We start from the raw sequence: 24,924 nt of genomic DNA on the forward strand, positions 1-24,924 counted from the left end.
CTTAGCTTTCCACTTTAGTGCGTGTTTTTTTCAAGAAGGCTTGGCGCTGGCGTTGACCGCGCGCCGATGCTTTTTTCATCTCTTTGGCAACTGCTTGCTGTGCATTTGCAGCGCCTTCAGGTGTACGTTGTTCAAAGTAAGTGGCCATGGCACTTACGGTTGTCATATGAAACAGTTCTAACATGGTCAATTTACAGCTAAATTCGGCTTCAAGACGTTGCTGAATTTGACCAAACAATAGGGAGTGACCGCCCAAGTCAAAGAAGTTGTCATGCAGGCCAATTTGTTTCGCATCTAGACCTAGCACTTCCGCCCAAATCGCAGCGACTTTCTTTGCTAAGCCGCCTGTTGGTACTTGATGGCTTTCACCACTCCCCCACTGAGGTTCGGGTAAATGATGACGGTCAATTTTGCCATTGGCCGTCACTGGCAAGTTTGCCAATACGGTGATACAGCTCGGAACCATGTAGTCTGGTAGTTTTTGCAGTAAACTTTGCTTCAGTGTTTGCGCGCTTGGTAATACGCCTTGGCCATTCGCCTTAGCGCCAACATAAGCCACTAAATGTGTCCCTGAATGACCATGTTGACCATCCCCATCTTTGGCCAATACAACCGCTTCTTTAATATGTGGGAGTGCCATTAATTGCGCTTCAACTTCACCAAGCTCTATTCGGAAACCACGAATTTTGACTTGATGATCGATACGCCCTAAATATTCCAGTTCATCGTGTTGATTCCAACGAACCAAGTCTCCCGTTCGATATAAGACTTCGCCATCGCTACTGAATGGATTGGCAACAAAGCGCTCTGCGGTCAGGGCTGGACGCCCCAAATAACCACGAGCAACACCACGACCACCCACGTAAAGTTCACCGCTTGCTCCTTGTGGTACAGGATTCAGATCGGCGTCTAAAATATAGGCCTCACGCGCACCAATCGGCTTGCCAATTGGTACAGTGCTAACCTCATGTAGCTCACCCGGCAAACTGATCCATGCCGTTGGTGTAATAATGGTTTCAGTTGGCCCATAGGCGTTGACAATCCGAGGCGCGGAAAACGCCCGATGAGCGTCTTGATAATCTGTGCGGCTAAATTCTTCACCGCCGACAATACAGGTGCGAATTTGTTTACAGTCGTGTAAATGCGGCGTCAAAAGGCGCAAATAGGCGGGCGGTAGATGCAGTGCCGTCACCTTATGCACGTTTATTAATTCACTGACGGCCTCCACATTGAGTTGCGCTTTAGTCGCCAGCACTAACGCCCCTCCTTTGATCAGTGGCGTCATCCACTGCTCACCTGCGGCATCAAAGTTAATCGAAAAGAACTGCAGCTCCGTGTGCTCGCTATCCACTCCGTATACGTCAACCATATTTTGAATATGCATGGACAATGGGCCATGCGTAACGGCAACCCCTTTGGGCAACCCGGTCGAACCTGAGGTGTAAATAACATAAGCCAAGTGCTGGGAGTGTGATGCAATCGTAGGGTTAGTCGTTGCAAAGTCGCCAAGCGCTATATGCTCGTATGCAAGCACAGGGATGTCGTTTTCAGCGTTTGGAATATGCGCCACGAGCGCAGCATTCGTCAGCACCAACTTCACCCCGCTATCCTTCACCATATGAACAAGCCTGTCCTCCGGGTACGTCGGATCGAGTGGCACATAGGCGGCTCCCGCTTTCCAAATCGCAAATAGGGTGACATACATCTCAATACCGCGCTCAAGCGCCATACCAACGCAATCTTCCGGCCCAATACCTCGACTTTTTAAATAGTGCGCGAGCTGGTTGGCTCGTTGATTTAATGCGTCATAACTTACGGTTTGTTGGTTGAAGATAAGCGCGGGCGCATCTGGCGTGCGCTTCACTTGCTGCTCAAACAGTTGATAAATGGTGGAGTCATCCGTTGCAACCGCAGGCCCTTTGGCAACCTGAGTCAACCACGCTTGCTCTGCCGTAGTTTGCACACATAGCTGCGCAAATGGCGTTGCGCCAGACTCAAGCTGGGCATGTAGTAGAGCAACATATTGCTCAGCCATACGCGCTATCGTTTGCGGCAAAAATAGTGCTCTGGGATAAACAAACTCTAGCGCTACTTGATCCTCTTCCAGCTCGTAAGTTTCGAGCGTTAAGTCAAATTGCGGCGCCACTTCTAGCGGCTGCCAAGCCCGAGCTGATAAGTTAGTATCCGTTGCGACCAACGGCTGCCATGCACGAGTATCATGCTCCGTATGGCTAAACATTACCTGGAAAAGCGGATGCGTATCGACGCTACGTTCCGGCGCTAGTGCTTCGACTAGATACTCAAAAGGAACATCTTGATTTGCTTGTGCGCCCAAGACTGCAGTTTTGACTTGCGCCACAATATCTTGCAAACAAACCTGACCCGAAAACTTCGCAGGGATCACTTGGGTATTTACAAAAAAGCCAACTAACTCTTGGAGTTGAGGCAAATGGCGGTTCGCAACTGGTATCCCCACTCGAATGTCATGTTGCCCAGTATGACGATAAAGCAACGCATGAAAACTGGCTAACATCACCATAAATAAGCTGGCGTTTTGTTTGGCCGCTTGGCGACGAAGTTGCTTAACCAGTTGAGCCGGTAAGACGACACTGTGATTTGCACCTAACAGTTGCTTGTTATTTTCAGGAGAGTGCGCTTTATTGACTCGAGGGAAATCTGTGCATAACTGCAAAATAGGTTGCTCATCGCAGGCGAGCTGTGCTTGCCACCACGCTAATTGTGCTTGCGCTGCATCGGAGGTGAGATATGAGCGCTGCCACAAAGAAAAATCTTGATAGGTGATTGCGTCCTCTCGCACTTTACTCGCGCTCAAGGTTCCCAAATAAATATGTGCAAGTTGGTCTAGTAATATTTGCATCGATACGCCATCGGAAACGATGTGATGCATCACTAGGATCAACTGATAGCCTTGCTCACCGAGATTAATTAGCGCCGCGTTGACGACATCCCCTTTAGTTAAATCAAATGCGTATTGACTCACTGTGGCAACCAATTCAGCCAATGCCGAAGCTTGCTGCGGTGCTTCAACATTACTTAAGTCAAATTGTTGCAGCGGCCAATGACCCGTTTTCGCAACCACTTGGATTGCCGTACCGAGTTCATCGGTATCAAAGCGTGTGCGCAGCGCTTGGTGTTCAGCCACCAGAGTATTTAATGCGTTTTGCAAGCGCGTAGCGTCTATATCTGAGTGTAGGTTGATGCGCGCACCAATATTGTAAGCACTGCTATGGGGCTCTAGTTGCCATAAAAACCATAGTCTCGCTTGCGCATGAGACATTGGAACGGCCTGCTCAACTCCATACTCATTGGCAATAATGGAATTGATTGATGACACGTCGGAAGCTTCTTTAGCCACCAGCTGTTGACGTTGTGACGCGGCCAAAATAGCATCGGCTTGCTCGCCTAAGCGCAAACAATGAAATATTTCTGTAGGATCAAACTTCACTTGCCAGTGCTGCTCAATGGCGTGAATTAACTGCACCGCTTTTAACGAATTACCGCCTTCTGCTAGAAAGTGTGCGTCGCGACTAAAATCACTCTTACGGTTGAGCACGGCTTGCCAGATATTGGCCAGTGCTTGCTCGTGTTCTGATAAAGGTGCTGGGGCCAAAGTATCTGCCAGTGTTTGACCACGCACCAGCTGATTATGAGCATAAATCGCATAAGCCTTATCAGCATTATCTTCTGACAGTTCCGCAGCAGCACTCAGTTCAGCGGCTTGCGTCCACATTTGCTTGCAGGCGCTACGCTGCAATTTGCCACTGGACGTTTTTGGCAAGCTTGCAGGTTGCATCATCAAAACGCCTGTGACGGACTCATCACAATATTCTGCAACGATTTCCTTTAAGCGATTAACCAACAACTGCGGACTCACTTGGCGCTGAACCTTGCGCGCAATTTCTAGGGCCACGCCAACGCCTTCGCTATGGTTATCCGTGGCTGCAAATACCGCGATCCGACCTTTACGGGCGAACTCAAATTCTGCTTCGATAATTTTTTCAATATCCTGAGGGTAAATATTGCGACCATGAGAAATGATCAAATCCTTGATGCGGCCAACAATGTATAGTTGATTATCTTGCCACACTCCTAAGTCCCCGGTGCGAAGCCAGCGCGCTTGCTCATGTTCTACAAAGGTGTCAGCCGTTGCAGCTGGGTTTTGCCAATAGCCCTGAGCAATACTCGGCCCCGATACCCAAATTTCACCCACATGTCCTGCCGGCAATGCCGCCTTGGTCGTGCTGTCAGTGATCCGTATACTATGATGTGAAGCAGGTACGCCACAGGCTACCTGTTTTACGCCGTGCTCAGCTTGTTGTGCGATACCTTGTGCAAGTGAGGCAGCAGAAAGTGACTGTACCATTAGGCCAGATTGTCTTTTTGGCCCAGTAACAAATAAGGTTGCTTCAGCCAATCCATAACAAGGGTATATGGCTTGAGGATTAAAACCTGCAGGCGTGGCTTGTGCAAAAAAGCTATCAAGCGTATCAACCCTTACAGGCTCTGCGCCACTAAAGGCCACTTGCCAAGAAGACAGATCCAAATTCGCCATTGCGCTTGGTCTTATCCTTTCAACACACAAGCGATAACCAAAATCTGGACCACCGCTTGACGTACCTCGGTGTCTAGCAATTGCTTCAAGCCAGCGAATTGGTTTTTCAAGGAAGTAGCGAGGCGACATCAAGACACATTTTGAGCCATTGAATAAAGGCAAAATCAAGCCAGCCATTAATCCCATATCGTGGTACAGAGGCAACCAAGACACCACAACCTCGTCAGCTATCACCCCACTCCCTTCGCTGATGGCAATTTCATTTGCAATCAAATTACCGTGACTCACCATAACGCCCTTTGGTGCTGCCGTTGAGCCTGAGGTATATTGTAGAAATGCCAACTCTTGTGGTTGTGGCGTATGCGCTTGCCAGTAGGTATTCTCTTGATAATTTAACTGGTCAACAAACATTAAACTTGCAGCATTCAGACCGCTGTTGCTCATTTCTTGTTTGGCTAGTTCAACTAACTGATGATCTGCAGAATGCGCTAAAATAGCGGTTGCTTGACAATTTAACGCAATCCCAACAACGCGCTGAATATGCTGAGAACGTGAAGATTCGGGAACAAATAAAGGGACCGCGATAAGACCTGCATAAAGGCATGCGAAGAAGCTGATAACATAGTGCTCATTGTTATCTAGCATCAACAGCACGCGATCACCTTGACGACACTGTAGCTGCAGCTCGGCCGCTAGTCTTTTAATCTGTATATCTAATTCACCATAGGTAAATGAGCGCTCATCCAGCACACCTTCTTTGTCACTAACGACCACCAGCGCGGTTTTATCCGCTTGGATCTGGGCAAGGTGTTGTAAACGCTCAACCATGCTGTGGGGCGTCTCGCCCGTGAGATACGGGTTTAGTTGTAATGGCTTGTGTTGCATATTGCAGCTCTACCTCAATTTTTCTAAATGGGCTCGCGACTAGAGACAAGATTAAAAAGCGAACCGACTAAACAATTAATGTCACCAAGTGTTTAATGCTGTGTGATAACCCAAGTCCTCAAGTGCAGCGCTTGGTTTTACTCTCAACAACTGAGCAAAGCAGCCGCTGATGCATTGTTGCGACTCAGTGTTTGCTCAAGCGCGGACAACACTGAGGCTTGGGCACTGTGAATATAAAAATGCCCACCAGCGAAACCTTGTTGCGATAATGGATGACGGGCGTGTTGCTGCCAGGCCAGTACCTCGCTTACACTGATTAAGTCATCGTGACCATAAAAAGTGGTTACCGGCACGGTTATTTGCGAAGGGCTCGGTGGCGTAAACGAGCGCAATGCGCGATAATCAGCGGCCAGCACCTCAAGCGTCATCTGCAATAAATCAGCATTGTCAAATAGCATGTCTGGCGTCCCTCCCTGCGCTCGCAATTCAGCAATGAGCGCTTGCCTATCATTAGGTTCTGGGTAGCGCTCGGGATGAATAAACTGTGGCGCAGGACACGCCGATAGCATCAAGGTCTTAGGCAAAGGTAAATTGCGCTGTTGCAACTGCAGTGTTACGCCATAGGCAAGCAAAGCTCCCATGCTATGGCCAAAAAAAGCATAATCACCGGTCATCTCATGCTGATAACATTGGAGGATCGCATTCACTTGTTCGCGATAGTTTTCGACTTTCGGTTCATCTAACCTTGGGCCTCTCCCTGCAAGCTCAATGGGTACTAACTTTATCCAGCTAGGTAATTGCCGACTCCAACGTAAGTACATGGAGGCACTCGCCCCAGCACAAGGCAGGCACAGCAGCTTGATGCTTGGCGTGCTCACGCGTCACCTTGTTGCGCTTGCTCAGCCATCCACTGACGCAAAGAGGCAGGACGCATATCGGTCCAGTGCTCGTTAATGTAGTTTTGCACGTGGGCCTTATCGCCCTGAACGCCAGCTACGGCTTGCCAACCTGCAGGTACTGCTTTCCACTCGGGCCAAATTGAATATTGTTCTTCTTGATTAATAAGCACGATGAAGGTTTCATCTTCGCGGTCAAAACAGCTCACAGACATGACATCTCCTGATAAATATTGCACTGCTACTAGAGGCAGTTGGTTTACATTCTGATGAGATTGGGTAGCCATGAGGTATGTATCTCCGTGCTACCGTCTCAACATGCCAATAAATTTGGCGATATTGCCTCTGTAGACGAATAGAAATGCGAATTGTTTAAAGAAAAAAGCGCCTATATTCTGATTTTTTACCAGTGCAGATAATTGAACGCGTATAGGAGGGGGGGTTGCGGACTGAATATGCTTAACTGCCAGGCTGTTATCAAGTTGAACGCAGTGGCAGTGTCAACTGGCACTGCGCTCAACTTTAACCACTCAGGCTATTTTTGCAGCGGCCTCTTCACGCTGATAAAGTTGGCCGTGTTCCATCCGCAATAGTCGATCGGCACAGTCAAAATACTTATCGTCATGAGAGATAACCAACAGCGTTTTACCCTGCGCTTTAAGCTCAGGTAATAACTGGCGATAAAACACCTCTTTAAATATAGGATCTTGATCCGCCGCCCATTCATCAAAGACCAAAAACGGACGCTGCTCTAAATGGGCAACCACCATTGCCAAGCGTTTTCTTTGCCCCTGAGATAACGCACGCGTTGAAAATGCGCCGTTGGCGACATGCACTTTACGATTAAGTTGGAGCTTTTCTAGCAATGAGTTTGCAGCCGCATCTAATTCAGCCGAAGGGATATCCAGTAACTCTTCAAACAAATAAAAATCAGAGAAAATTGCGGTGAAAAGCTGCCTATACTCATCTAGATCTTCTGGGTTAATGGTTTTGCCATCTAAGCGAAGTTGACCAGTATTACTCTTGTATAATCCGACCAACATCTTAGCCAGCGTGGTTTTGCCACTGCCATTACCGCCAACCAAAAAGACAATTTCCCCCGGTTTAAACGATAAATCGATAGGCCCGAGTGTGAATAAATCATCAGAAGGTTCATGATAAAACTGGTGTGTTAATCCGCTTAATTCAAGCTGCTTAAACGAAGATGGCGCATTCGGTAAGTGCTTTTCTTTCGCTCCTTCGGATAAATGCGCGGTGACAGCTTCAATGCGCTCAGCTGATGCTTTCGCTATATTGGCCGCGGGCAGAGCCTTTAGTAAATTCTCTAAAGGCGCAATCATGTATATAAAGACCAACGCAAAGCCCGTTAGTATTTGGGTGCGCTGCGCTGAGTCTGCTACCAGCGCGAACAAAACCGCGCCAATAAATGCGTAGATTAAGAAATTTCCCCAAGCGGTAGAAATAACAAAGACAGACATGCCCACCGTCCGTTGCTTACGTACAGACTCAATAGAGTCTCCAAGCACGTTATCTGCAAATCGCTTTCTTTTACCAGCATGTAAGCGTAGCTCTTTGGCACCGTCAACCAAAGCACTAAAGTGTCCAAACAAGCGATCTTGCTCTTTTGCTGCACCATTTAAATAGCCAATGGCCTTGAGATGAACCAAGTGATAACCAATAGAACCTAAGCCCAAGACCACCAGCGCCATCACAAATACATCCATCGATAACCAAGCGATATAAGCCATACAGCCTATTACAATAATACCGTTGACGACGATCACCGGTAACCGGACGAAAAACTCGGCAACTTTTAAGCAGTGTTCAGACAGCGCTGATTGCACCTTGGCTCCACCCACTTCTTCAAGTTGGCGATAATCTGCTTGCAGCACCTTGTCTGAAATATGTCTTCTCAGCACAGCGTGCGCCTGTTGGCTCAATCGCTCAAACAATGTTGAAGCCACCACCTGAAAAAACAACACAGCCACCACCAAGGCGACAAAAATACCAAAAAATTGATTGGCTTCTTGTTGTGATGAATTCAATACATTATTAATTTGCGTGAGTAACAATACGGCACACACACCGCAGATTGCACTCGTGAATACAGCCGCACCTAACAGCCATTTTGATTGACGAATTAAATACCCAAGCACACGATTTCCTCATAATTCAATTACTGAGTCTGATAGCAACAAGACGAAGCACTTATAAAGTTGTTTAACGAAAGTCTAAAAAAAACTAAATTTATACCAATTTACCTAAATGTTAAGGCAAGAAAACCTTCTCGATAGTCCGGCCTAAACTTTGCTATTTAGTTGTTCTAAATGATAAATTTTTAACACAGATCGCGTCAGGTTTACTCCCTCAAATTGAGCAAGTATGAAGTCAAACTGGTATTGCCTGCCTGACAGCGAGCAACTTACTCACCAGCGGGCAAATTAAGGTTTTGCTTAGCGCCAAAAAAATCACTGATCACCGTTAAATAAATCTGCTCGATTTCCAGTAAATCATTTATGGGTAAACATTCATTTGCTTGGTGTATCGTGTCGTTTTTAACACCACATTCAATCGTTTGGGTGTGGCCATTGGCAAAAAAGCGCCCATCCGATGTGCCTCCTGCCGTATTCACTATGGGGTATCTCGCAGTGCACTGCACGATGGCATTTTCCACTAAGTTTAAGAACGAATTTTCCATATCTGCACTGGTATAGTACGGGTTACATGCCCTTGACCAATCTAGACTCAGGTTGTCTTTAAATCTTGTTAAGTGATTTTCGATAATGCCGATGATCTCTTGATTACTATACCCATGGCTGTATCTAATATTGAAATTAACCTGGCACGCTTCAGGTACGATATTATCCACATCAGTCGTCGTATTGACGCCCGTGACTTGAAGGGTTGTTTTGACATCTGGTTGGTCTTTTTGCCACTCTAAACCGCACAGTGTCGCCACTATTTTACCCGCGATATGCGCCGCATTGACCGTTTGTTCGGGATAAGCGACATGACCTGCTTTCCCTTCAATTTTTATGGCACCTGAGATTGAGCCGCGGCGACCATTTCGGATCACATCACCCACTCGATTGTGCGACGTAGGCTCTCCAACAAGGCAAGCGTCAATCGTTACACCATCTTGACTGAGTCGCTCAACTATTCGCTTGGTACCAAATTCAGCTTCCCCCTCTTCATCGGATGTCAGCAACCAATAGAAAGTGCCTTTAAGCTTTTGCTTCGAAGCCAGTAAGACTCGTGTGGCACTCAGCATGGCAGCAATGCCCCCTTTCATATCGGACACGCCCCTGCCATAAATAACATCGTTTACGACAGTCGCTTTAAATGGATCGGAATGCCAATGCTCCTGCTCAGCGGGGACAACATCAACATGACCAGAGAATGCAAAACTTGGCCCTTCAGAAAAAACCTGCTTGGCTATAAGGTTACGCACTCCATTTTCTTCAAACCATGAGGCTTCAAACCCGAGTTCCTCAAGATATCGAGCGATTGTTAAAATCAACCCAGCATCACAAGGCGTCACCGACGGCGCTGCAATGAACTCCTGTAAAAGACTTATAGAGGTACTTATTTGGGTTATTTTTTTAGTTAGTTCTTGCATGTAGAGCCTAGTTCCCAAGCCGAATATTTGTTTTTGTTGCACACCACTTTTAGGCAGCAACCACGACACTCAGACTAGTGACGAAACTAAACTAAATTTTTTTACATAAGATTATTGATTTGTCGGCGTTCGGTATTTTTTACCCCGCCAAAACACCTAATTTGACCATTAAATGCATTTTTCTAGCGCCATTTTTGGTAGATAACAACCGAGCAAAATAAGTAATAGGTAATGTGGTATTTTGAGACTAAAAAACGGTATTAAATTAATGGAGTTGCGCTTNACATAAGATTATTGATTTGTCGGCGTTCGGTATTTTTTACCCCGCCAAAACACCTAATTTGACCATTAACTGCATTTTTCTAGCGCCATTTTTGGTAGATAACAACCGAGCAAAATAAGTACTAGGTAATGTGGTATTTTGAGACTAAAAAACGGTATTAAATTAATGGAGTTGCGCTTCGTCATTAACCATAAACCTCTATAGCTGTTCGTTTCAATGCTGCCGAATTTAGTGCCTTTTTTTAAGCCTCCTTATGATACCTATGCGCAAGGTGTTGACCTCAACCCTTTACGATCTACTGCGACTTTTTCTGAGTTATTAGAGTCACCACATTTTATCGACCATGTAGCTCGCTTTAGCCTAGAAAAAGGCGTAACGAAATCAAGGGCTCAAGCCTCCGTGTGGCATATGTATTACACCTTCAATATTTTCCCAAGCATCATAGTGAGCCATTCGTTATTGCTAACACCATTGCCACTAAAGCTTTGCGAGTTGAGCTACCACCCTGAGCAGCTCAGCATTTTATTGCCTCATCAAGGCAAAGCACTCGTAGACAGTGACACAGAAACACGCTATCACGATTTATTATTCAATCACTTATCACCGCTTCACGACCTGCTACATCAAGCTTTTGGCGTAAAAGAGCGGACGCTATGGAGTAATTGCTTTTATCGCTTGAATGACTTTTTCGATATTATTATGGGGCTTGTGGGTGCGCATCCAACATTGCTTGAAGATAAACAAATATTGACTAAATCCGCCCACTTTGGGGCGCTAAATAATCCGCTAAAGTTTACCGAAATAATCGCGCATGATCCGAGTGGCAAGTATCAAATCCGTCCTGAATGCTGCCTTCTACACAACCGAGAAAATGGCAATTACTGCCGCGACTGTCCCAAACACAAGCACAATGTGGTGCAAAGAAAAGCCGCGTTAAGTAACCTAAGCAAACTGAGGAAAAACGTCTCGATAGAATGAAGCTTTCTCAGCCATCACTAACGCAGCACGCTTATGAGGAAAATCAAATTCAAACTGGCTATGATAGCCAAGTTCTGCAATGCGAGTGAGTAACCTTGCATTATCATGGCGAGGCTCTAGTACAATGCGCTGAGTATCTTCATGCCCTAAATAAATAAGGTGACTTAAACTGGTCATCCAAGCACGAAAATTTTCGGGACCTCTGCATGATTGCTCGCCAACTAATAAATGGATGCCTCTATCTTTGGGCTGCCACTCATAATAACCAGCTAACTTATCTAACTCAGCCCAATAGACTTCAACATAGCCAAATGGCTGTTCATCAAAATACATGATAAGCGGCAAACTATAGTTGTCGGCTAAGCGTTCGCTAAGATACTGCCACTGCTTTTCTTCTGACCACGCCTGCTGCCAAAAATGCGCAACTCGAGGATCGTTCATCCACTGACAAAATAATGGTAAATCCGCTTTTGAGATCAACTTAAAGCGCACAGTCTTATTGAGCTGTGAGTTGTAATACGAGGCGAGCTCTGTACCTTGCTGCGCGGTTTTGTCGGCACAAGGAAATTGCTGCCACAAAGGATGAATTGAATACATACTCTTCCACTTAAATTACACAAACGACCGTCATTGAAGCGACAAAGTGCGTTTGAAAAACCTTAATTAAATTATCTATTTTGAGGCGAGAAAATCTTGTCAATAACACCACTGTCGCATCCTGCTATCGCCAAAGTACCTGCATCTATGTAGACAAAGCAAAAATTTCTTATTTAGTTGCGCTGAAAAAGAAATTTTTAACGCTGTTAGCGTCAGGTTCGTAGCTTCAAATTGAGCAAGTATTATGACAAATTGGTATTAATAACAGAGCCATGAGATCACATGTACTCTGCTTAGTGGACGATGACTAAGGGAATTAATTTAAGGAAAGCACTATTTTGTCGGCAATCTAGGTCATTTTTTTCTGGTACATATGTTTGTCCGCTCGAGCAAATAAGCTAGCCATACTTTCGAACTTATTATCGCTCTTGGCAAACCCAGCTGAAAAACCACACTTGGGGAGTTTTTTCTCTTTTAACGCTTGATAGAAATTAGCCTCACTTTGAAAAATAAAGTCGTTTACTTCCTCTTCATTATCTCGTTGTACAATAGCCAAGAACTCATCACCGCCATAGCGCCCGATAATATCATCTTCGCCGCTAGTGGCCTTCAACGCTTCAGCCAAGCTTTGTAACACTTGATCACCAATCTTATGACCATAGCTGTCATTTATTGGTTTAAAACCATCTAAATCAAGAAAGATACAGTAAATAGCTCCGCCAAGTTTTAAGACAATATCACGCTTATGTTCACCGAGTATTTCGGTCGCGCGACGATTCAACACTTCAGTCAACGGGTCTTGCATTGCAATAGCTTTGATTTTGCTATAACGCTCAATCATCACCAAATCATCTTCTAGCATATCGCGTAAGTGCTCTATAAACTCGACCAACGAAGCGTTGTAATTTGTAGGCTTAAAATCCATCACACACAAAGTGCCAAACGACTTTCCACTGGGCCAGTGAATAGGTACGCCCAAGTATGACTCAAAACCATCAACGGCAACCTCAGGGTTATCGTCCCATTGATAGTTCGCACTAGCATTTTGCTCGTATAAATTACGGTTATTCGCAACAACATGCTTACAGAAAATATTGGTTTCTTGCGGTATAAAACCACCAGCAGGATACGGATTTTCTTCTTGGTCGCTTGCAATCATCACTGCAAAACCATCTTCTTTTTTTTGCACTACAAACGCAGCAGGCGCCGAAAAAATCTTTGCCATTAAATCGACCGTTTTTTGCCATTTTAATAATGTTTGTTGCGAGGACTCTGGTTTGAGCAAGTCTGCATAGGGCACAGTGATACCATTTCGTTCAATTACAATGTTATCTAAACAGTATAGCGAACAGCTGAAAAGAGGATGAATTATTGTTTAAAAAGAAAGCTGTATAAACAGCACGCTGACCGGTAAATCAGCGTGTACTACAAAATTATGGCTTTAATGCTACTTTTCTATCGTTGTAATAAGCAATCAAATCATCAACGGTTTGCTGACAATACTCACGGATCCCTGAAACTAACATGTGCTTTTCACCATAGCCGACTTTAGTGCCGTTAGACAGCAAGTTAAAACGCAGGTTGATCTTGCCACGTTTGCCTTCATAGCTAAACTCTGGCTTAGCTGCTTCCAATGTTACTTCCGATACCGATATATCATCCATATGGATAGACATAGATTCGTAAATCACCATTGGCCTTGCAGGATTGATCATTACTTCTTGCTCACCCATCAATGGGATGATCACATGAGGAAAGGTAGTGCCTGAAAATTCAACGTAATTTCTCGTCAAACTATTGATGAGTGTTGGACAAGTGCTGGTTTCGCCAGTGCGCGACACAGACAGCATCACTTTATCATTTGCGGTAATATCAAATTGTGCAGCACCATCTGGCAATACGAGCTTTGTCGTTTCGTCCACCATGCCCACAAAGCTAAACTCCATATTTTCGCTTAATCCGTAGTGCTTTAATACTAAGGAGAAAAGTAGATCACCCGGTACACAAAACTTCTTTGCATCGATGTCGTGCAATGGGTTGTAATCGTCCGCGACTCCTTTTGCAAACAAGCTCCCCTGTTCTCTGGTAATGGTGATTTCATTTGCTTGTTGTTGATAATACGGCTCTAACATCGCTACTTTTCTCTAACCTCTATGATAAAACTGCGCCATGTTACCAGAATTTTCTGAAATAGAGGTCATATCTGTTACGATAATCTGTTAACAAATATTACACTAGCCGGACTTGGTATTAAAAGTGAGTGAGGTTATTGAAAACAATAACCTCGCTCACTTTTGTTTAGAGTAGAGTTACATTAACCCTTGTAATGGCTCGGCGCCCCACGTAAAGAGTAATAAAGCTGAAAGTGCAATAAAGATAAGGTATGCAACAACACCCGATTTCATAACAGGCGTGCTGACTGCATTTTCTTGCTTACCAGTAACTAACGTCTTTACTAGGTTTTGACCTTTTAGGCGATACACCACAATAGCAAATATATGCAGTGCAATGGCCGCGATTAACAGCTCAATATTGGTGTGATGTATATCACCTGCTAATTCAACTAAGTCGTAAGATACATATTGTGCAAGCGGTCCTTCCACCAAAATATCATCGGTTGTCATCAAGCCAGATACGAGCTGTACAAGGATCAGCACAAAAAATAGTAGCACCATCAAACTGCCTGCGGGGTTATGCCCTACATGACTTTGTTTTGATTTAATGGCCGATAAAATCGCTTTAGGTGAATGAAATAAAGCGCTTAATTTAGCGGTTTGGCTACCAATGACACCCCAAATTAATCGCGTTGCCATCAGTGCTAGCACTAAATAGCCAGTAACAAAGTGAAGATCCATCATGCCTTCTTCACCGGTAATATATAAGGTTACTAGTCCTGCTACGAGCAGCCAGTGAAACCCGCGGATAAATCCATCCCACACTTTGGTCATCATTTATTTGCCCCATAGGTAAAAATCATTGCAATGATGACAGGTTATAAAACTCAGCACAAAGAGTTAAGGTTAAATAACCGCTTATCTTGATATAGCACCCAATTTTGAATGCTAATTAAGCATAATGTTCTATAGTAAACAGGAGTCAGCTTTACTTAGTTGGAGCAATAATGAAATATTTACTGCTAATGCTGCTGTTGTTTTGTGTCTGCTGCGACGCAAAAATATTGCTGATCTCGAATGAGCCTGCCGATGAGCAAAGACTTTTTACCAAACAACCCCATAGTTTAGAGTCCGATACCAACAACTTGCTTTTAAACCAGTTCGGCCGAGATTACTTCGATTTTAACATTGTCACCCCAGCCGAACTCAACCAATTGCTGGCAAGTGAAGACCCAGTGTGCGCAGTGTCTCGCCTAAAAACCCCAAGCCGCCAGCAAGCCTTCTTGTTTACCATCCCCATTCACCTCTATCCAAGCCATAGATTATATTACTTCAAGCAACGCACTCCTATTGATGCCAGCCTTGTGAACAGCACCGGTAAGCTGACGTCGCTTGCAAGCTTAATGGCTTACTATCCTCAAGCCACCATCATCAAGGAGATCGGCAAGTCTTACGGTAATACCATTGACTCCGCATTAGCGCTGCTTGACCCAAAAAATGTTGCCACCAAACCATATAAAACGTCAGCACAAACCATTATGGAACACTTCAGCGCAGGAAGGGACGACTTTATATTAGCCTACCCCGCTATTTTTCAGCAAAGCTTTCCTAAGGACAAAGCCCATCAAGTGGGGTCATTACCAATAGCAAATAATCTTCCTCACCTGGAGGGCCATATCGCTTGCAGCCATACCCAAGAAACCCAAGCATTTATCGAAAAGGCCAACCACATGATCCGTGCACTTTACTCCACTAATACCTACCTCAACACACACTTAAAATATCTCCCTAAACAAGATCACGCTTTGATCACCAGACGACTTGCGATGCTAAACGCCAAGTATCAACGTACCGCAGCAAAATAATCTCAACAGCTATTGCACAAAGGTCATACCTGGTTTAAATTAAATCGCACACGACTAAATCACAAGAGATTAAAAATGACGACGCTATATCAGTTTGAAGCAAACACATTACAAGGTCAGACATATCACTTTACCGACTTACAAGGTAAAGCTGTGCTTATTGTTAACACGGCCAGTGAGTGTGGATTAACCCCACAATACGAAGGGCTACAAAAATTACATCAAAAATATGCGGACCAAGGCCTTGTTATCATCGGCTTTCCCTGCAACCAGTTTGGTAAACAAGAGCCTGGTGATGCAAAACAAATTCAACAAGGCTGTTTAATCAACTATGGTGTCGATTTTCAGATGATGGAAAAGATAGAAGTTAATGGCGACAACACACACCCACTTTATCAATACCTAAAATCTGCACTTCCAGGACTATTTGGTAATAAAATCAAGTGGAACTTCACTAAGTTTTTATTCAACCAACAGGGTGAACCGATTAAGCGCTATGCTCCAATCACCAAACCAGAACAAATAGCCAAAGATATTGAAAAGTTATTAAATGAGTAAATCGAATCCGCAGCTCAACCTCGATAATCAGATCTGCTTTCGGCTATATAGTGCATCAAGACAGGTTACCCGACTCTACCAGCCGTTACTCAAAGAGATTGGGCTCACGTACCCGCAATATATAGTGTTATTGATTTTATGGGAGCAAGATGGACTGCTCGTGAAAGAAATAGGCGAGCGAGCTGAACTCAATAGCAACACCTTAACACCGCTTCTTAAGCGATTAGCAGAACGAGGTCTAGTTACCCGCAGCAAAAACCCTGATGACGAACGGCAAACCTTCATTTACTTAACTGAAGCAGGTAAAGCACTGGAGCAATCATGCACATGTATCCCAGCACAAATGATGGCAAAAGCGGGCTTAAATATGGAGCAAGTTCAACAGTTAAAGCAGTCTCTTGATATGTTATTAAAGTCCAGCGCTGCAACACCATAAGAAAAAGCAAAACACAGCAAAGCTCAATCTGAGCATTCAAGCATAAAAAAACCCATGCATAGCATGGGTTTTTTCTCTTTCACTTGATTATGCAAACAATGCGTTTGCTTTTTCAACGATATTTTCTACCGTAAAGCCAAATAGCTTGAATAGCTCATCAGCAGGCGCTGACTCACCAAACGTTGTCATACCAACGATCGCACCATTTAGGCCTACATATTTGTACCAGAAGTCCTCGATACCCGCTTCGATAGCGACGCGACGCGTTACTGAGCTTGGTAGTACACTTTCTTTGTATTCAGGAGATTGCGCATCAAAAATGTCAGTTGAAGGCATAGACACAACACGTACCTTTTTACCTTCTGCACGAAGCTTATCCGCAGACTCAACCGCAAGTTGCACTTCAGAACCTGTCGCAATAAGAATAATTTCAGGCTCACCATCACAAGATAGCACATAACCACCTTGCTTAATTGCTGCAACCTGCTCAGCGGTACGTGGCTGCTGCGCAAGACCTTGACGAGTAAATACAAGTGCAGATGGACCATCAGCGCGTTCAACCGCTTGCTGCCAAGCAACTGCTGACTCAACTTGGTCACATGGACGCCAGCTCGCTAGGTTTGGCGTAGTGCGTAAGTTCGCCATTTGTTCTACTGGTTGGTGCGTTGGACCGTCTTCACCAAGACCGATTGAATCATGGGTATACACAAAGATACTTCTTTGCTTCATCAATGCAGCCATACGTACGGCATTGCGTGCGTATTCCATAAACATTAGGAATGTCGCACCGTAAGGGATAAAACCTCTGTGCAATGCAATACCATTCATGATGGCAGACATACCAAACTCGCGCACACCGTAGAAGATATAGTTACCCGCAGCATCTTCTGCCGTTAAGCCTTTAGATTGATCCCAAAGTGTCAAGTTAGAACCCGCAAGGTCAGCAGAGCCACCCATAAACTCAGGTAGAATTGGACCATAGGCATTCAATGCATTTTGTGATGCTTTACGTGTTGCAGGGTTTGCAGGATTCGCTTGAAGCTCTGCAATATACGCTTCAGTTTTCTCTGACCAATCTGCTGGAAGTTCGCCTTTCATGCGACGCTCAAATTCAGCAGCAAGCTCAGGATAATGCATTTGGTATTCAGTGAACTTAATCAACCAGTCACTTTGTTGATTTTGACCACGTGCTGTTGCGTCCCATTTAGCGTACACATCTTCTGGTATTTCAAATGCACCGTGTTCCCAACCAAGGAATTCACGAGCAGCTTTGATTTCATCCTCGCCCAGTGGTGCACCGTGACAATCATGGCTACCTGATTTATTTGGTGAACCATAACCAATAACCGTTTTACAACAAATAAGCGTTGGCTTGTCAGACTCTGCTTGCGCCGCTTCGATTGCAGCTTTAATCGCATCGCTATCGTGGCCATCAACACCGGCGATAACATGCCAGCCATAAGACTCAAAGCGTTTTGGTGTATCGTCGCTAAACCAACCTTCAACTTCACCGTCGATTGAAATGCCGTTGTCATCCCAAAATGCAATCAGTTTGCCAAGACCAAGCGTACCCGCAAGTGAACAAGCTTCGTGTGAGATACCTTCCATCAAACAGCCATCACCTAAGAATGTATAGGTATAGTGGTTAACGATGTCGTAATCTTCACGGTTAAACTGTGCAGCCAATGCTTTTTCAGCAATCGCCATACCTACCGCATTAGTAATACCCTGACCTAATGGGCCTGTAGTCGTTTCAATACCTGGCGCGTAACCATATTCTGGGTGGCCTGGTGTTTTTGAATGTAGCTGACGAAAGTTTTTGATGTCATCAATTGATAAGTCATAACCCGACAAATGCAACAATGAATAAATTAACATTGAGCCGTGACCGTTTGACAATACAAAGCGATCTCTGTCGAACCACTCAGGGTTACTTGGGTTGTGCTTTAAAAAATCGCGCCAAAGTACTTCTGCGATGTCCGCCATGCCCATCGGGGCTCCTGGGTGGCCAGACTTGGCCTTTTGTACAGCGTCCATGGAAAGAACGCGAATTGCATTAGCAAGTTCTTTGCGAGATGGCATGAATTCTCCTACCTTTAAATGTGTTTCGCGGGGTTTGAGCCCATTCTTACTTATTTATATGGCTAACTGCAACGGCAAAGGCCATAAAAAAACGGGTACAGACAGACTTTTTCCGACCAATAAAAAAGTTTGCACAATTTTGGACGTCTAGGCGTAAAATAACTAGTCAATGCCTAGGTTTTTTGGTTAGAATACGCCCCTTAATTTTTCGCGCTGTCCCTGATGTTTGTGAAGCGCAATATTTGTGAGCATAAATACAATGGCTAAACATTTATTTACTTCTGAATCTGTTTCTGAGGGCCATCCAGATAAAATCGCCGATCAGATCTCTGATGCGGTTCTAGATGCCATCCTTGAGCAAGATCCAAAAGCACGTGTTGCGTGTGAAACTTACGTTAAAACCGGTATGGTTATGGTTGGTGGTGAAATCACGACTAGCGCTTGGGTTGATATCGAGGAATTAACTCGTAAGACCGTGCGTGAAATTGGTTACACGCATTCTGACATGGGCTTTGACGCTGATTCATGTGCAATCCTAAATACCATTGGTAAGCAATCACCTGATATTAACCAAGGTGTTGACCGTACTCGCCCAGAAGAGCAAGGTGCTGGTGACCAAGGTCTAATGTTTGGTTACGCGTGTAACGAAACCGACGTACTGATGCCTGCTCCAATCACATACTCACACCGTTTAGTTCAGCGCCAAGCGCAAGTTCGTAAAGACGGCACACTACCTTGGTTACGCCCAGACGCTAAGTCTCAGGTAACATTCGCGTACGAAAACGGTAAAGCTGTAGGTATCGACGCAGTTGTATTATCTACACAGCACTGTGATTCTGTTTCACAAGCAGACCTTGTAGAAGCTGTGATGGAAACTATCATCAAGCCTACATTACCTGCAGAGCTTATCACTGAAGCAACTAAGTTCTTCATCAACCCAACTGGCCGTTTCGTTATCGGTGGCCCTATGGGTGACTGTGGTCTAACAGGTCGTAAAATCATCGTAGATACATACGGCGGTATGGCACGTCACGGTGGTGGTGCATTCTCTGGTAAAGATCCATCAAAAGTTGACCGTTCTGCAGCGTACGCAGCACGTTACGTTGCGAAGAACATTGTTGCCGCTGGCCTTGCTGACAAGTGTGAGATCCAAGTGTCTTACGCAATCGGTGTTGCTGAGCCAACCTCTATCAGCGTAGAAACTTTCGGTACAGCTAAGCTTGATGAGTCGCGTTTAATCGAACTTATCCGCGCGCACTTCGACTTACGCCCTTACGGTCTAATCACTATGCTAGACCTTGAGCGTCCAATTTATCAGCCTACTGCTGCTTACGGCCACTTTGGTCGTGAAGAGTTCCCTTGGGAAGCAACAGATAAAGCTGACGCACTGCGTGCAGCAGCAGGCCTATAATCCCCTGCTGCAAAAAGTAAAAAAGGCGCCTAGTGCGCCTTTTTTAATGCCTACGGTTAATCCCCTACCCGATAAATACTTCGTCGACATCATCTTTTAAGTTTTGATACTCATCTTCATGCAGATTAAGCTCAATCATCACCTTATCTTTAAATAAATACCAATCTGCTGCGCTTCTAAAGTGTTTTGCTTCAAAACAGAGATTTTCAGCCAGTTTAAGTGCCGCAAAGGTTTGCACATATTGCGCATTTTTTTGCTCTTCAAGATAGCTTACGTCATGGTGACGCAAAATCATCTGACATATTTCTTTGGGTAAGTGCCAAGATGTCGCAAGAAAGTAACCTATTACTGTATGTGGCACTGGATATTGTTGCTGCTCATAATAAATCAGTGTTTGCTCAGGTCGCTCTATGGACTGTTTTATTACCTCAGCGTAATCAGGGTATTTTACGGCCATTGCAGGGATCCCGGCATCATGAAACAGTCCGAGCAACTGTAAATTCTCCATCGGTAATGATGACTTTAAGTGATGTCCAACTACCATTGCAGCTTTTGAAATATCAGCAGCGTTATCCCAAAATTGCTGCAGTGAAATACAGCATTTGGACTGCTCAAACGCGTTTTTAAGCAAATATCCTGTCACGAGCTGCGTAATACAGGTAACGCCCAAAAACATCACAGCTTGTTTAATGTCTGTAATAGTGCGGGCAAGGCCATACGCAGGTGAATTAATCACCTTTAACACCGCAGCTGATGCACCAACATCTGCTGCAATAATATCCGCAACAGCAAATAACTCAGGTTCTGGTTTTGATAATTCATTTTGTAAGGCTTGTAATATTTCAGGCTTAGCAGGTAAGTTAAACCCGCCGCGCAGATCATTCAGCACTTTATCGTCAATATCGATCATTGGGCTACCTCTGAATTGATAAATCCAAGTTTAGTTCATCGCCTGATATTTGCAGTATTGAAGTTAAAATACTCGAGTGAATAAGCTATCATCGAGATTAAGTATTAAATAACAAAGTGTATTTAAATGTCGAATGGTAGCTTAGCACCGTTTTTACTGGCGTTAAAAAGTGCGAACATCGAAAAAATAAAAGCCGTGTACACAGACGCTCCCAAAGACGAGCAGATTGAAGTCCTAAAGTTTCTTTTCAAAAGCGCACAGAGTGACGATGCACGCTATGGCCACTATCAAGATATAGCGAGTATTTGCTTACAAGCTGCGCGCTTTCCAGAAGCGATGATAGCTGCGATTAACTCCTTAGAAAAGTTTGCCTTTTTCTCACCCCCTTTGATCCAAGCTGAGCAAATCAACAACCTCAACCAGCAAGGGAATAACATACTGCACATTCTTTTATCGCAAATCGCAGCGAAAGATAACGGCCTCAACTACCTCAGAACCTTATTACACTTTGAAAGTAAAGAACTACTACAAAACGCACTTAGTCAAAGAAATGCAAAAAAGTTAACACCTCTCGAATGCTACTTAGCTTTTAATAGCCATACTACCCCGCTTAGCATTCAAGAATTAAGTGCGTTACTCGGCTTGATAGAAATCGAACGACGACATATAAGCGTTGTAGAACTCCACAACGCTAAAATGATTGAGTCACATCTCATACAACAAAATCGATTCAGCGAGTATAAACAATTTCTGTTAGCTACTTACTACCAAGGCAATACAGGATGAGTTTTCCCAAACTTTGGATTAAGAGGCTGGCAAACTGGTGATGTATTCACTTGCCGTCATACGGTGATAAGTGACTTGCTCGTAAAGTAAGTGCGCAGGGTTTGGGTCAACCACTTCAATTGGAATAGCTTTGTGCCTTGCTATTTCCAAGGCCATTTGAGTGATATTGACACTAAAGGAAGTACCTATAAAAATCATGCGATCCGCAGCATACATTCGTGACTGTGCTTCGCTAATACGATACAGATCGGTGTAGTATTCGTCGAATAGCAATACATAGGGTTTAAGTGACACGCCTTTTTCTGGGCCTCGCTGCGCGATCTTGAAAAGTGCTAACAGCGACTCAGCTAATCGACTTTCGTCCACCTCATCCCAAGGGGCAGTAAAGCACTCCGTGGGCTCACCTTGGGTATGAAAGGGAGTCACCTGATCAACACGGCCATGGATCGCAATAAAATGATTATTTCCCGCTTTACCATCTAAACCGTCGATATTTTGCGTGATCACATTTTTATCACTAAGCCATTGATGAACTTGATTGGGGCCGTGATTACGATAAGTCACAAAACGATGGTAATACCATTTTAAGAATTCCGCCGGTTGTGATTTATACATTGCGCGCGTAGCCATTTCTTGAGGAGTGTAGTTAGCCGAACCTATCGTCCAAAATCCATCCTCTCCCCGGAAAGTCGGAATACCACTTTCAGCACTTACACCAGCACCTGTGATATATAACGTTTGCGACATAATACGCCCTCAATCCACGTAAGTTTGACTCACGATAACGTAAAGTAAACACCCACAGCTAGTAATACAAGTATGCCCACAAGCCCAAACATTGGCAGCTTACTGACTGACTCGGGTTTTTTGAGTGCATTATTCGTGACTGCGGCTTCATTCTCAGAAGGTTTATCATCTAGCACTCCCCCTGCGGGGTTAGTTGATTGAGGCAAAGACTGCTTTGAGGTCTGAGCTTCTGTCGTTCCCTCAAAGGCCGTACATGGGATCTGCCATTGATACCCTTTTCTCGAAAAGGTTTTGATAGCATCATCCCCAAATAAAGCGCGTAAATGCCCGATATTTTGAAATACGACCTGATCCGTTACTTTTCTATCTGGCCATACCTTTTCTAAAATATCTTCTTTACTGTGAATGGTTTGAGGAGCAGTTAAAAATAGCTCCAATATCTGAGCTGGCTTTTGTTTTAGATTTAGCTTTCTATCATCTTTATAAAGCTTGAGTTCTTTGCTATCAAACAAAAAATCCTTAAAAGCAAATTTCATTTCCCTAGTTCCCAACTTGGTCTTAAATACTATAATAATTATTGTTTTTTTCGAATTTACTACGACATAGCATTGCATTTATAACGAAACATGCCACGAAAATACAGGCTAATGTTACATCGGTTTACAAACTATTGATAAAATCGGCCCTTAGTATAGAGCGATCGTTCAGAAAATCACTACCTAATCCTTAGAATAATTCGAATAGACTCAAAACCTAAGCGTATATAAACTGCGTTTCTCGTAATTGTAGGACTGACGCATGTTACTAGCTTTCATCTATTCCATCGTGTTGATTAAAACCTCATTACTGGGTTTAGGAAGCGTGAGTATTTTGCTCTCAGTAGTCTTTACCGTCGCGTTACACCTCAACCTCCCAGCGCTACCTGTCAATGCAAAAAGTAAATTTATAAAATCCTTTAGGTTTGCGCTCTTCGCACACCTGCTCGGGTATTTGCTGTTATTGAGTAAACTTTTGTTTATTGCTGGCTGGCAAGATGTGCCTATGTTCATTGCAAGTCATTTGGTCATGCATCACATATGGAGTGGGCTTATTGCTGCAATTTTAACATTTTTCACCATAATGAAATATCAAATATTCATTGCAAAACCTAAGACACCAACAAGCACTTAGCAAGTGCAACTATTTAGATTTGTAAAATAAATAAAACCAAATTCGACGCCTTCTTACACTTTATGACAGCCCCCCAACAGACCTTGACACCCACCCTATTTATACTGTCTTCAAGTTAACCACAACGGACATTGATTATGAAACTTAAAGCGCTTTTATCTCTTGCATTACTCACAACAAGCTTATCGTCTTTTGCAGAGCAAAAGGACGAGACACACCGTGTCGGTTTAGACATTTCTGGCGGTGGCGCCTCTTATAAAAGCTCAAGCAAAGATGGTGATGGTGTAGGTCAAGCCTACCTGTATTACAACTATCACTTTACGCCAATTTTGGCGCTTGAATTAGGTTATAACAGCGGTGAAGACTTAGATGATTGGAAGTGTGAAGACGAAAACGATCGCAAATTTACCTGCACACAAAACAACAAAACTTTGTTTGGTCTTGGTGCTAATAACTTAGAATTTGATAACTTCGTCGTTGCGGCTAAAGGCTACTATCAAATTTCTGACAATAGCTATTTTTACGGTAAATTAGGGGCGAACTATTACGATTACGAAATCACTCGTGGCCGCACCAAATTAGTTACTGACGACGGTATCGGTTTTGTTGCTGAGGCCGGTTGGCAATATGACTGGGATAACGGTATAGCAGTTAACCTTGGCTACAAGTACCTTGATATGGGTGACTTGGATACATCAAACTTATCTCTTGGTGTCAGCTATCGCTTTTAATACCAGTTGTATTAAGTAAATGATCTATCTTGAAACGGGGAAATAGCTTTAGTAGCACCGCTCTCGCGTCCTGCTACCGCTAAGGTACCTATATCCATATAGGCAAGGCAAAAATTTTGCTATTTAGTTGTTCTAAATGAGAAATTTTTAACGAAGCTAATATGCTATTTCACCCTTCAAATTGATTAGAGAATTAATTCAATTGGTATAATGCCAGCAACTTTAAGCAGGTTTATCAAGCGCCGAAGGAGAACAGGATGAATATGATAAAACCCGCCACCCC

20 protein-coding genes are annotated in these 24,924 nt (G+C 44.1%); 7 read left to right on the forward strand and 13 right to left on the reverse strand.

What is annotated here, in order from left to right; translation table 11 throughout:
* Window position 1 precedes the first annotated feature (1 nt).
* From L1D50_RS05625 to dapE, 5 genes are all read right to left on the reverse strand, one after another.
* Window positions 2–5,458: a non-ribosomal peptide synthetase gene (locus L1D50_RS05625; protein ID WP_239965668.1), complete on the reverse strand. Its 5,457-nt coding sequence runs from the start codon at window positions 5,456–5,458 to the stop codon at window positions 2–4.
* A 143-nt stretch (window positions 5,459–5,601) separates the two neighbouring features.
* Window positions 5,602–6,336, reverse strand: coding sequence for an alpha/beta fold hydrolase (locus tag L1D50_RS05630; RefSeq protein WP_239965669.1), 735 nt, complete (start codon window positions 6,334–6,336; stop codon window positions 5,602–5,604).
* Window positions 6,333–6,569, reverse strand: coding sequence for an MbtH family NRPS accessory protein (locus L1D50_RS05635; protein ID WP_128726818.1), 237 nt, complete (start codon window positions 6,567–6,569; stop codon window positions 6,333–6,335). Before L1D50_RS05635 ends, L1D50_RS05630 begins: the two co-directional genes overlap by 4 nt.
* A 315-nt stretch (window positions 6,570–6,884) precedes the next feature.
* The gene (locus L1D50_RS05640) at window positions 6,885–8,510 is read right to left on the reverse strand and encodes a cyclic peptide export ABC transporter (RefSeq protein WP_239965670.1); all 1,626 of its coding nucleotides are present in this window, start codon (window positions 8,508–8,510) and stop codon (window positions 6,885–6,887) included.
* A 266-nt stretch (window positions 8,511–8,776) separates the two neighbouring features.
* Window positions 8,777–9,973 carry a succinyl-diaminopimelate desuccinylase gene (gene dapE, locus L1D50_RS05645; RefSeq protein ID WP_239965671.1) on the reverse strand — a complete coding sequence of 399 codons (1,197 nt, stop codon included), beginning with the start codon at window positions 9,971–9,973 and terminating at the stop codon, window positions 8,777–8,779.
* Window positions 9,974–10,472: 499 nt separating this feature from the next.
* On the opposite strand from dapE, the gene L1D50_RS05650 reads away from it, so the two are divergent.
* Entirely contained in the window at window positions 10,473–11,234 is a 762-nt protein-coding gene (locus L1D50_RS05650; protein ID WP_239965672.1) for an IucA/IucC family C-terminal-domain containing protein, read from the forward strand.
* Here L1D50_RS05650 and L1D50_RS05655 read toward each other — a convergent pair.
* From L1D50_RS05655 to L1D50_RS05670, 4 genes are all read right to left on the reverse strand, one after another.
* Window positions 11,199–11,831 carry a GNAT family N-acetyltransferase gene (locus L1D50_RS05655; protein ID WP_239965673.1) on the reverse strand — a complete coding sequence of 211 codons (633 nt, stop codon included), beginning with the start codon at window positions 11,829–11,831 and terminating at the stop codon, window positions 11,199–11,201. The genes L1D50_RS05650 and L1D50_RS05655 overlap by 36 nt on opposite strands.
* Before the next feature lie 349 nt (window positions 11,832–12,180).
* A complete protein-coding gene (locus tag L1D50_RS05660; RefSeq protein ID WP_345773969.1) occupies window positions 12,181–13,131 on the reverse strand; it encodes a sensor domain-containing diguanylate cyclase in 951 nt (316 codons plus the stop codon).
* Between the two features lie 133 nt (window positions 13,132–13,264).
* Complete coding sequence (locus tag L1D50_RS05665; RefSeq protein ID WP_128726743.1) at window positions 13,265–13,963, reverse strand: DUF3581 family protein; 699 nt, start codon at window positions 13,961–13,963, stop codon at window positions 13,265–13,267.
* Window positions 13,964–14,140: 177 nt separating this feature from the next.
* Window positions 14,141–14,779 (reverse strand): cytochrome b/b6 domain-containing protein, encoded by a 639-nt coding sequence (locus L1D50_RS05670; protein ID WP_239965677.1) that lies wholly within the window; start codon window positions 14,777–14,779, stop codon window positions 14,141–14,143.
* A 173-nt stretch (window positions 14,780–14,952) separates the two neighbouring features.
* Here L1D50_RS05670 and L1D50_RS05675 point away from each other — a divergent pair, with 173 nt between their 5' ends.
* From L1D50_RS05675 to L1D50_RS05685, 3 genes are all read left to right on the forward strand, one after another.
* Entirely contained in the window at window positions 14,953–15,810 is an 858-nt protein-coding gene (locus L1D50_RS05675; RefSeq protein ID WP_239965675.1) for a hypothetical protein, read from the forward strand.
* A gap of 75 nt (window positions 15,811–15,885) precedes the next feature.
* Window positions 15,886–16,368, forward strand: a complete 483-nt coding sequence (locus L1D50_RS05680; protein ID WP_138522164.1) for a glutathione peroxidase — start codon at window positions 15,886–15,888, stop codon at window positions 16,366–16,368.
* Window positions 16,361–16,804, forward strand: a complete 444-nt coding sequence (locus L1D50_RS05685) for a MarR family transcriptional regulator (RefSeq protein WP_138522166.1) — start codon at window positions 16,361–16,363, stop codon at window positions 16,802–16,804. The genes L1D50_RS05680 and L1D50_RS05685 overlap by 8 nt, the downstream gene beginning before the upstream one ends.
* An 87-nt stretch (window positions 16,805–16,891) precedes the next feature.
* Here L1D50_RS05685 and tkt read toward each other — a convergent pair whose 3' ends face one another.
* On the reverse strand, window positions 16,892–18,886 hold the full coding sequence (gene tkt / locus L1D50_RS05690) for a transketolase (protein ID WP_128726747.1): 1,995 nt from the start codon (window positions 18,884–18,886) through the stop codon (window positions 16,892–16,894).
* Between the two features lie 259 nt (window positions 18,887–19,145).
* Here tkt and metK point away from each other — a divergent pair, with 259 nt between their 5' ends.
* Window positions 19,146–20,297 (forward strand): methionine adenosyltransferase, encoded by a 1,152-nt coding sequence (gene metK, locus L1D50_RS05695; protein WP_045962687.1) that lies wholly within the window; start codon window positions 19,146–19,148, stop codon window positions 20,295–20,297.
* A gap of 64 nt (window positions 20,298–20,361) precedes the next feature.
* Here the strand turns inward: metK and L1D50_RS05700 are convergent, their stop codons facing one another.
* Window positions 20,362–21,207 (reverse strand): HDOD domain-containing protein, encoded by an 846-nt coding sequence (locus L1D50_RS05700; protein ID WP_239965676.1) that lies wholly within the window; start codon window positions 21,205–21,207, stop codon window positions 20,362–20,364.
* A gap of 126 nt (window positions 21,208–21,333) precedes the next feature.
* Here L1D50_RS05700 and L1D50_RS05705 point away from each other — a divergent pair, with 126 nt between their 5' ends.
* Window positions 21,334–21,993, forward strand: a complete 660-nt coding sequence (locus L1D50_RS05705; protein ID WP_128726749.1) for a hypothetical protein — start codon at window positions 21,334–21,336, stop codon at window positions 21,991–21,993.
* An 18-nt stretch (window positions 21,994–22,011) separates the two neighbouring features.
* On the opposite strand, the gene L1D50_RS05710 is transcribed toward L1D50_RS05705, so the two are convergent.
* Window positions 22,012–22,740, reverse strand: a complete 729-nt coding sequence (locus tag L1D50_RS05710) for a Sir2 family NAD-dependent protein deacetylase (protein WP_128726750.1) — start codon at window positions 22,738–22,740, stop codon at window positions 22,012–22,014.
* A 29-nt stretch (window positions 22,741–22,769) separates the two neighbouring features.
* Complete coding sequence (locus tag L1D50_RS05715) at window positions 22,770–23,276, reverse strand: winged helix-turn-helix domain-containing protein (protein ID WP_128726751.1); 507 nt, start codon at window positions 23,274–23,276, stop codon at window positions 22,770–22,772.
* 771 nt (window positions 23,277–24,047) lie between these two features.
* Here L1D50_RS05715 and L1D50_RS05720 point away from each other — a divergent pair.
* Window positions 24,048–24,641, forward strand: coding sequence for a porin family protein (locus L1D50_RS05720; protein WP_128726753.1), 594 nt, complete (start codon window positions 24,048–24,050; stop codon window positions 24,639–24,641).
* The last annotated feature ends 283 nt before the right edge of the window (window positions 24,642–24,924 follow it).

It is taken from the genome of Pseudoalteromonas sp. Isolate6 (genome assembly GCF_022398435.1).
Taxonomy (GTDB): domain Bacteria; phylum Pseudomonadota; class Gammaproteobacteria; order Enterobacterales; family Alteromonadaceae; genus Pseudoalteromonas; species Pseudoalteromonas galatheae.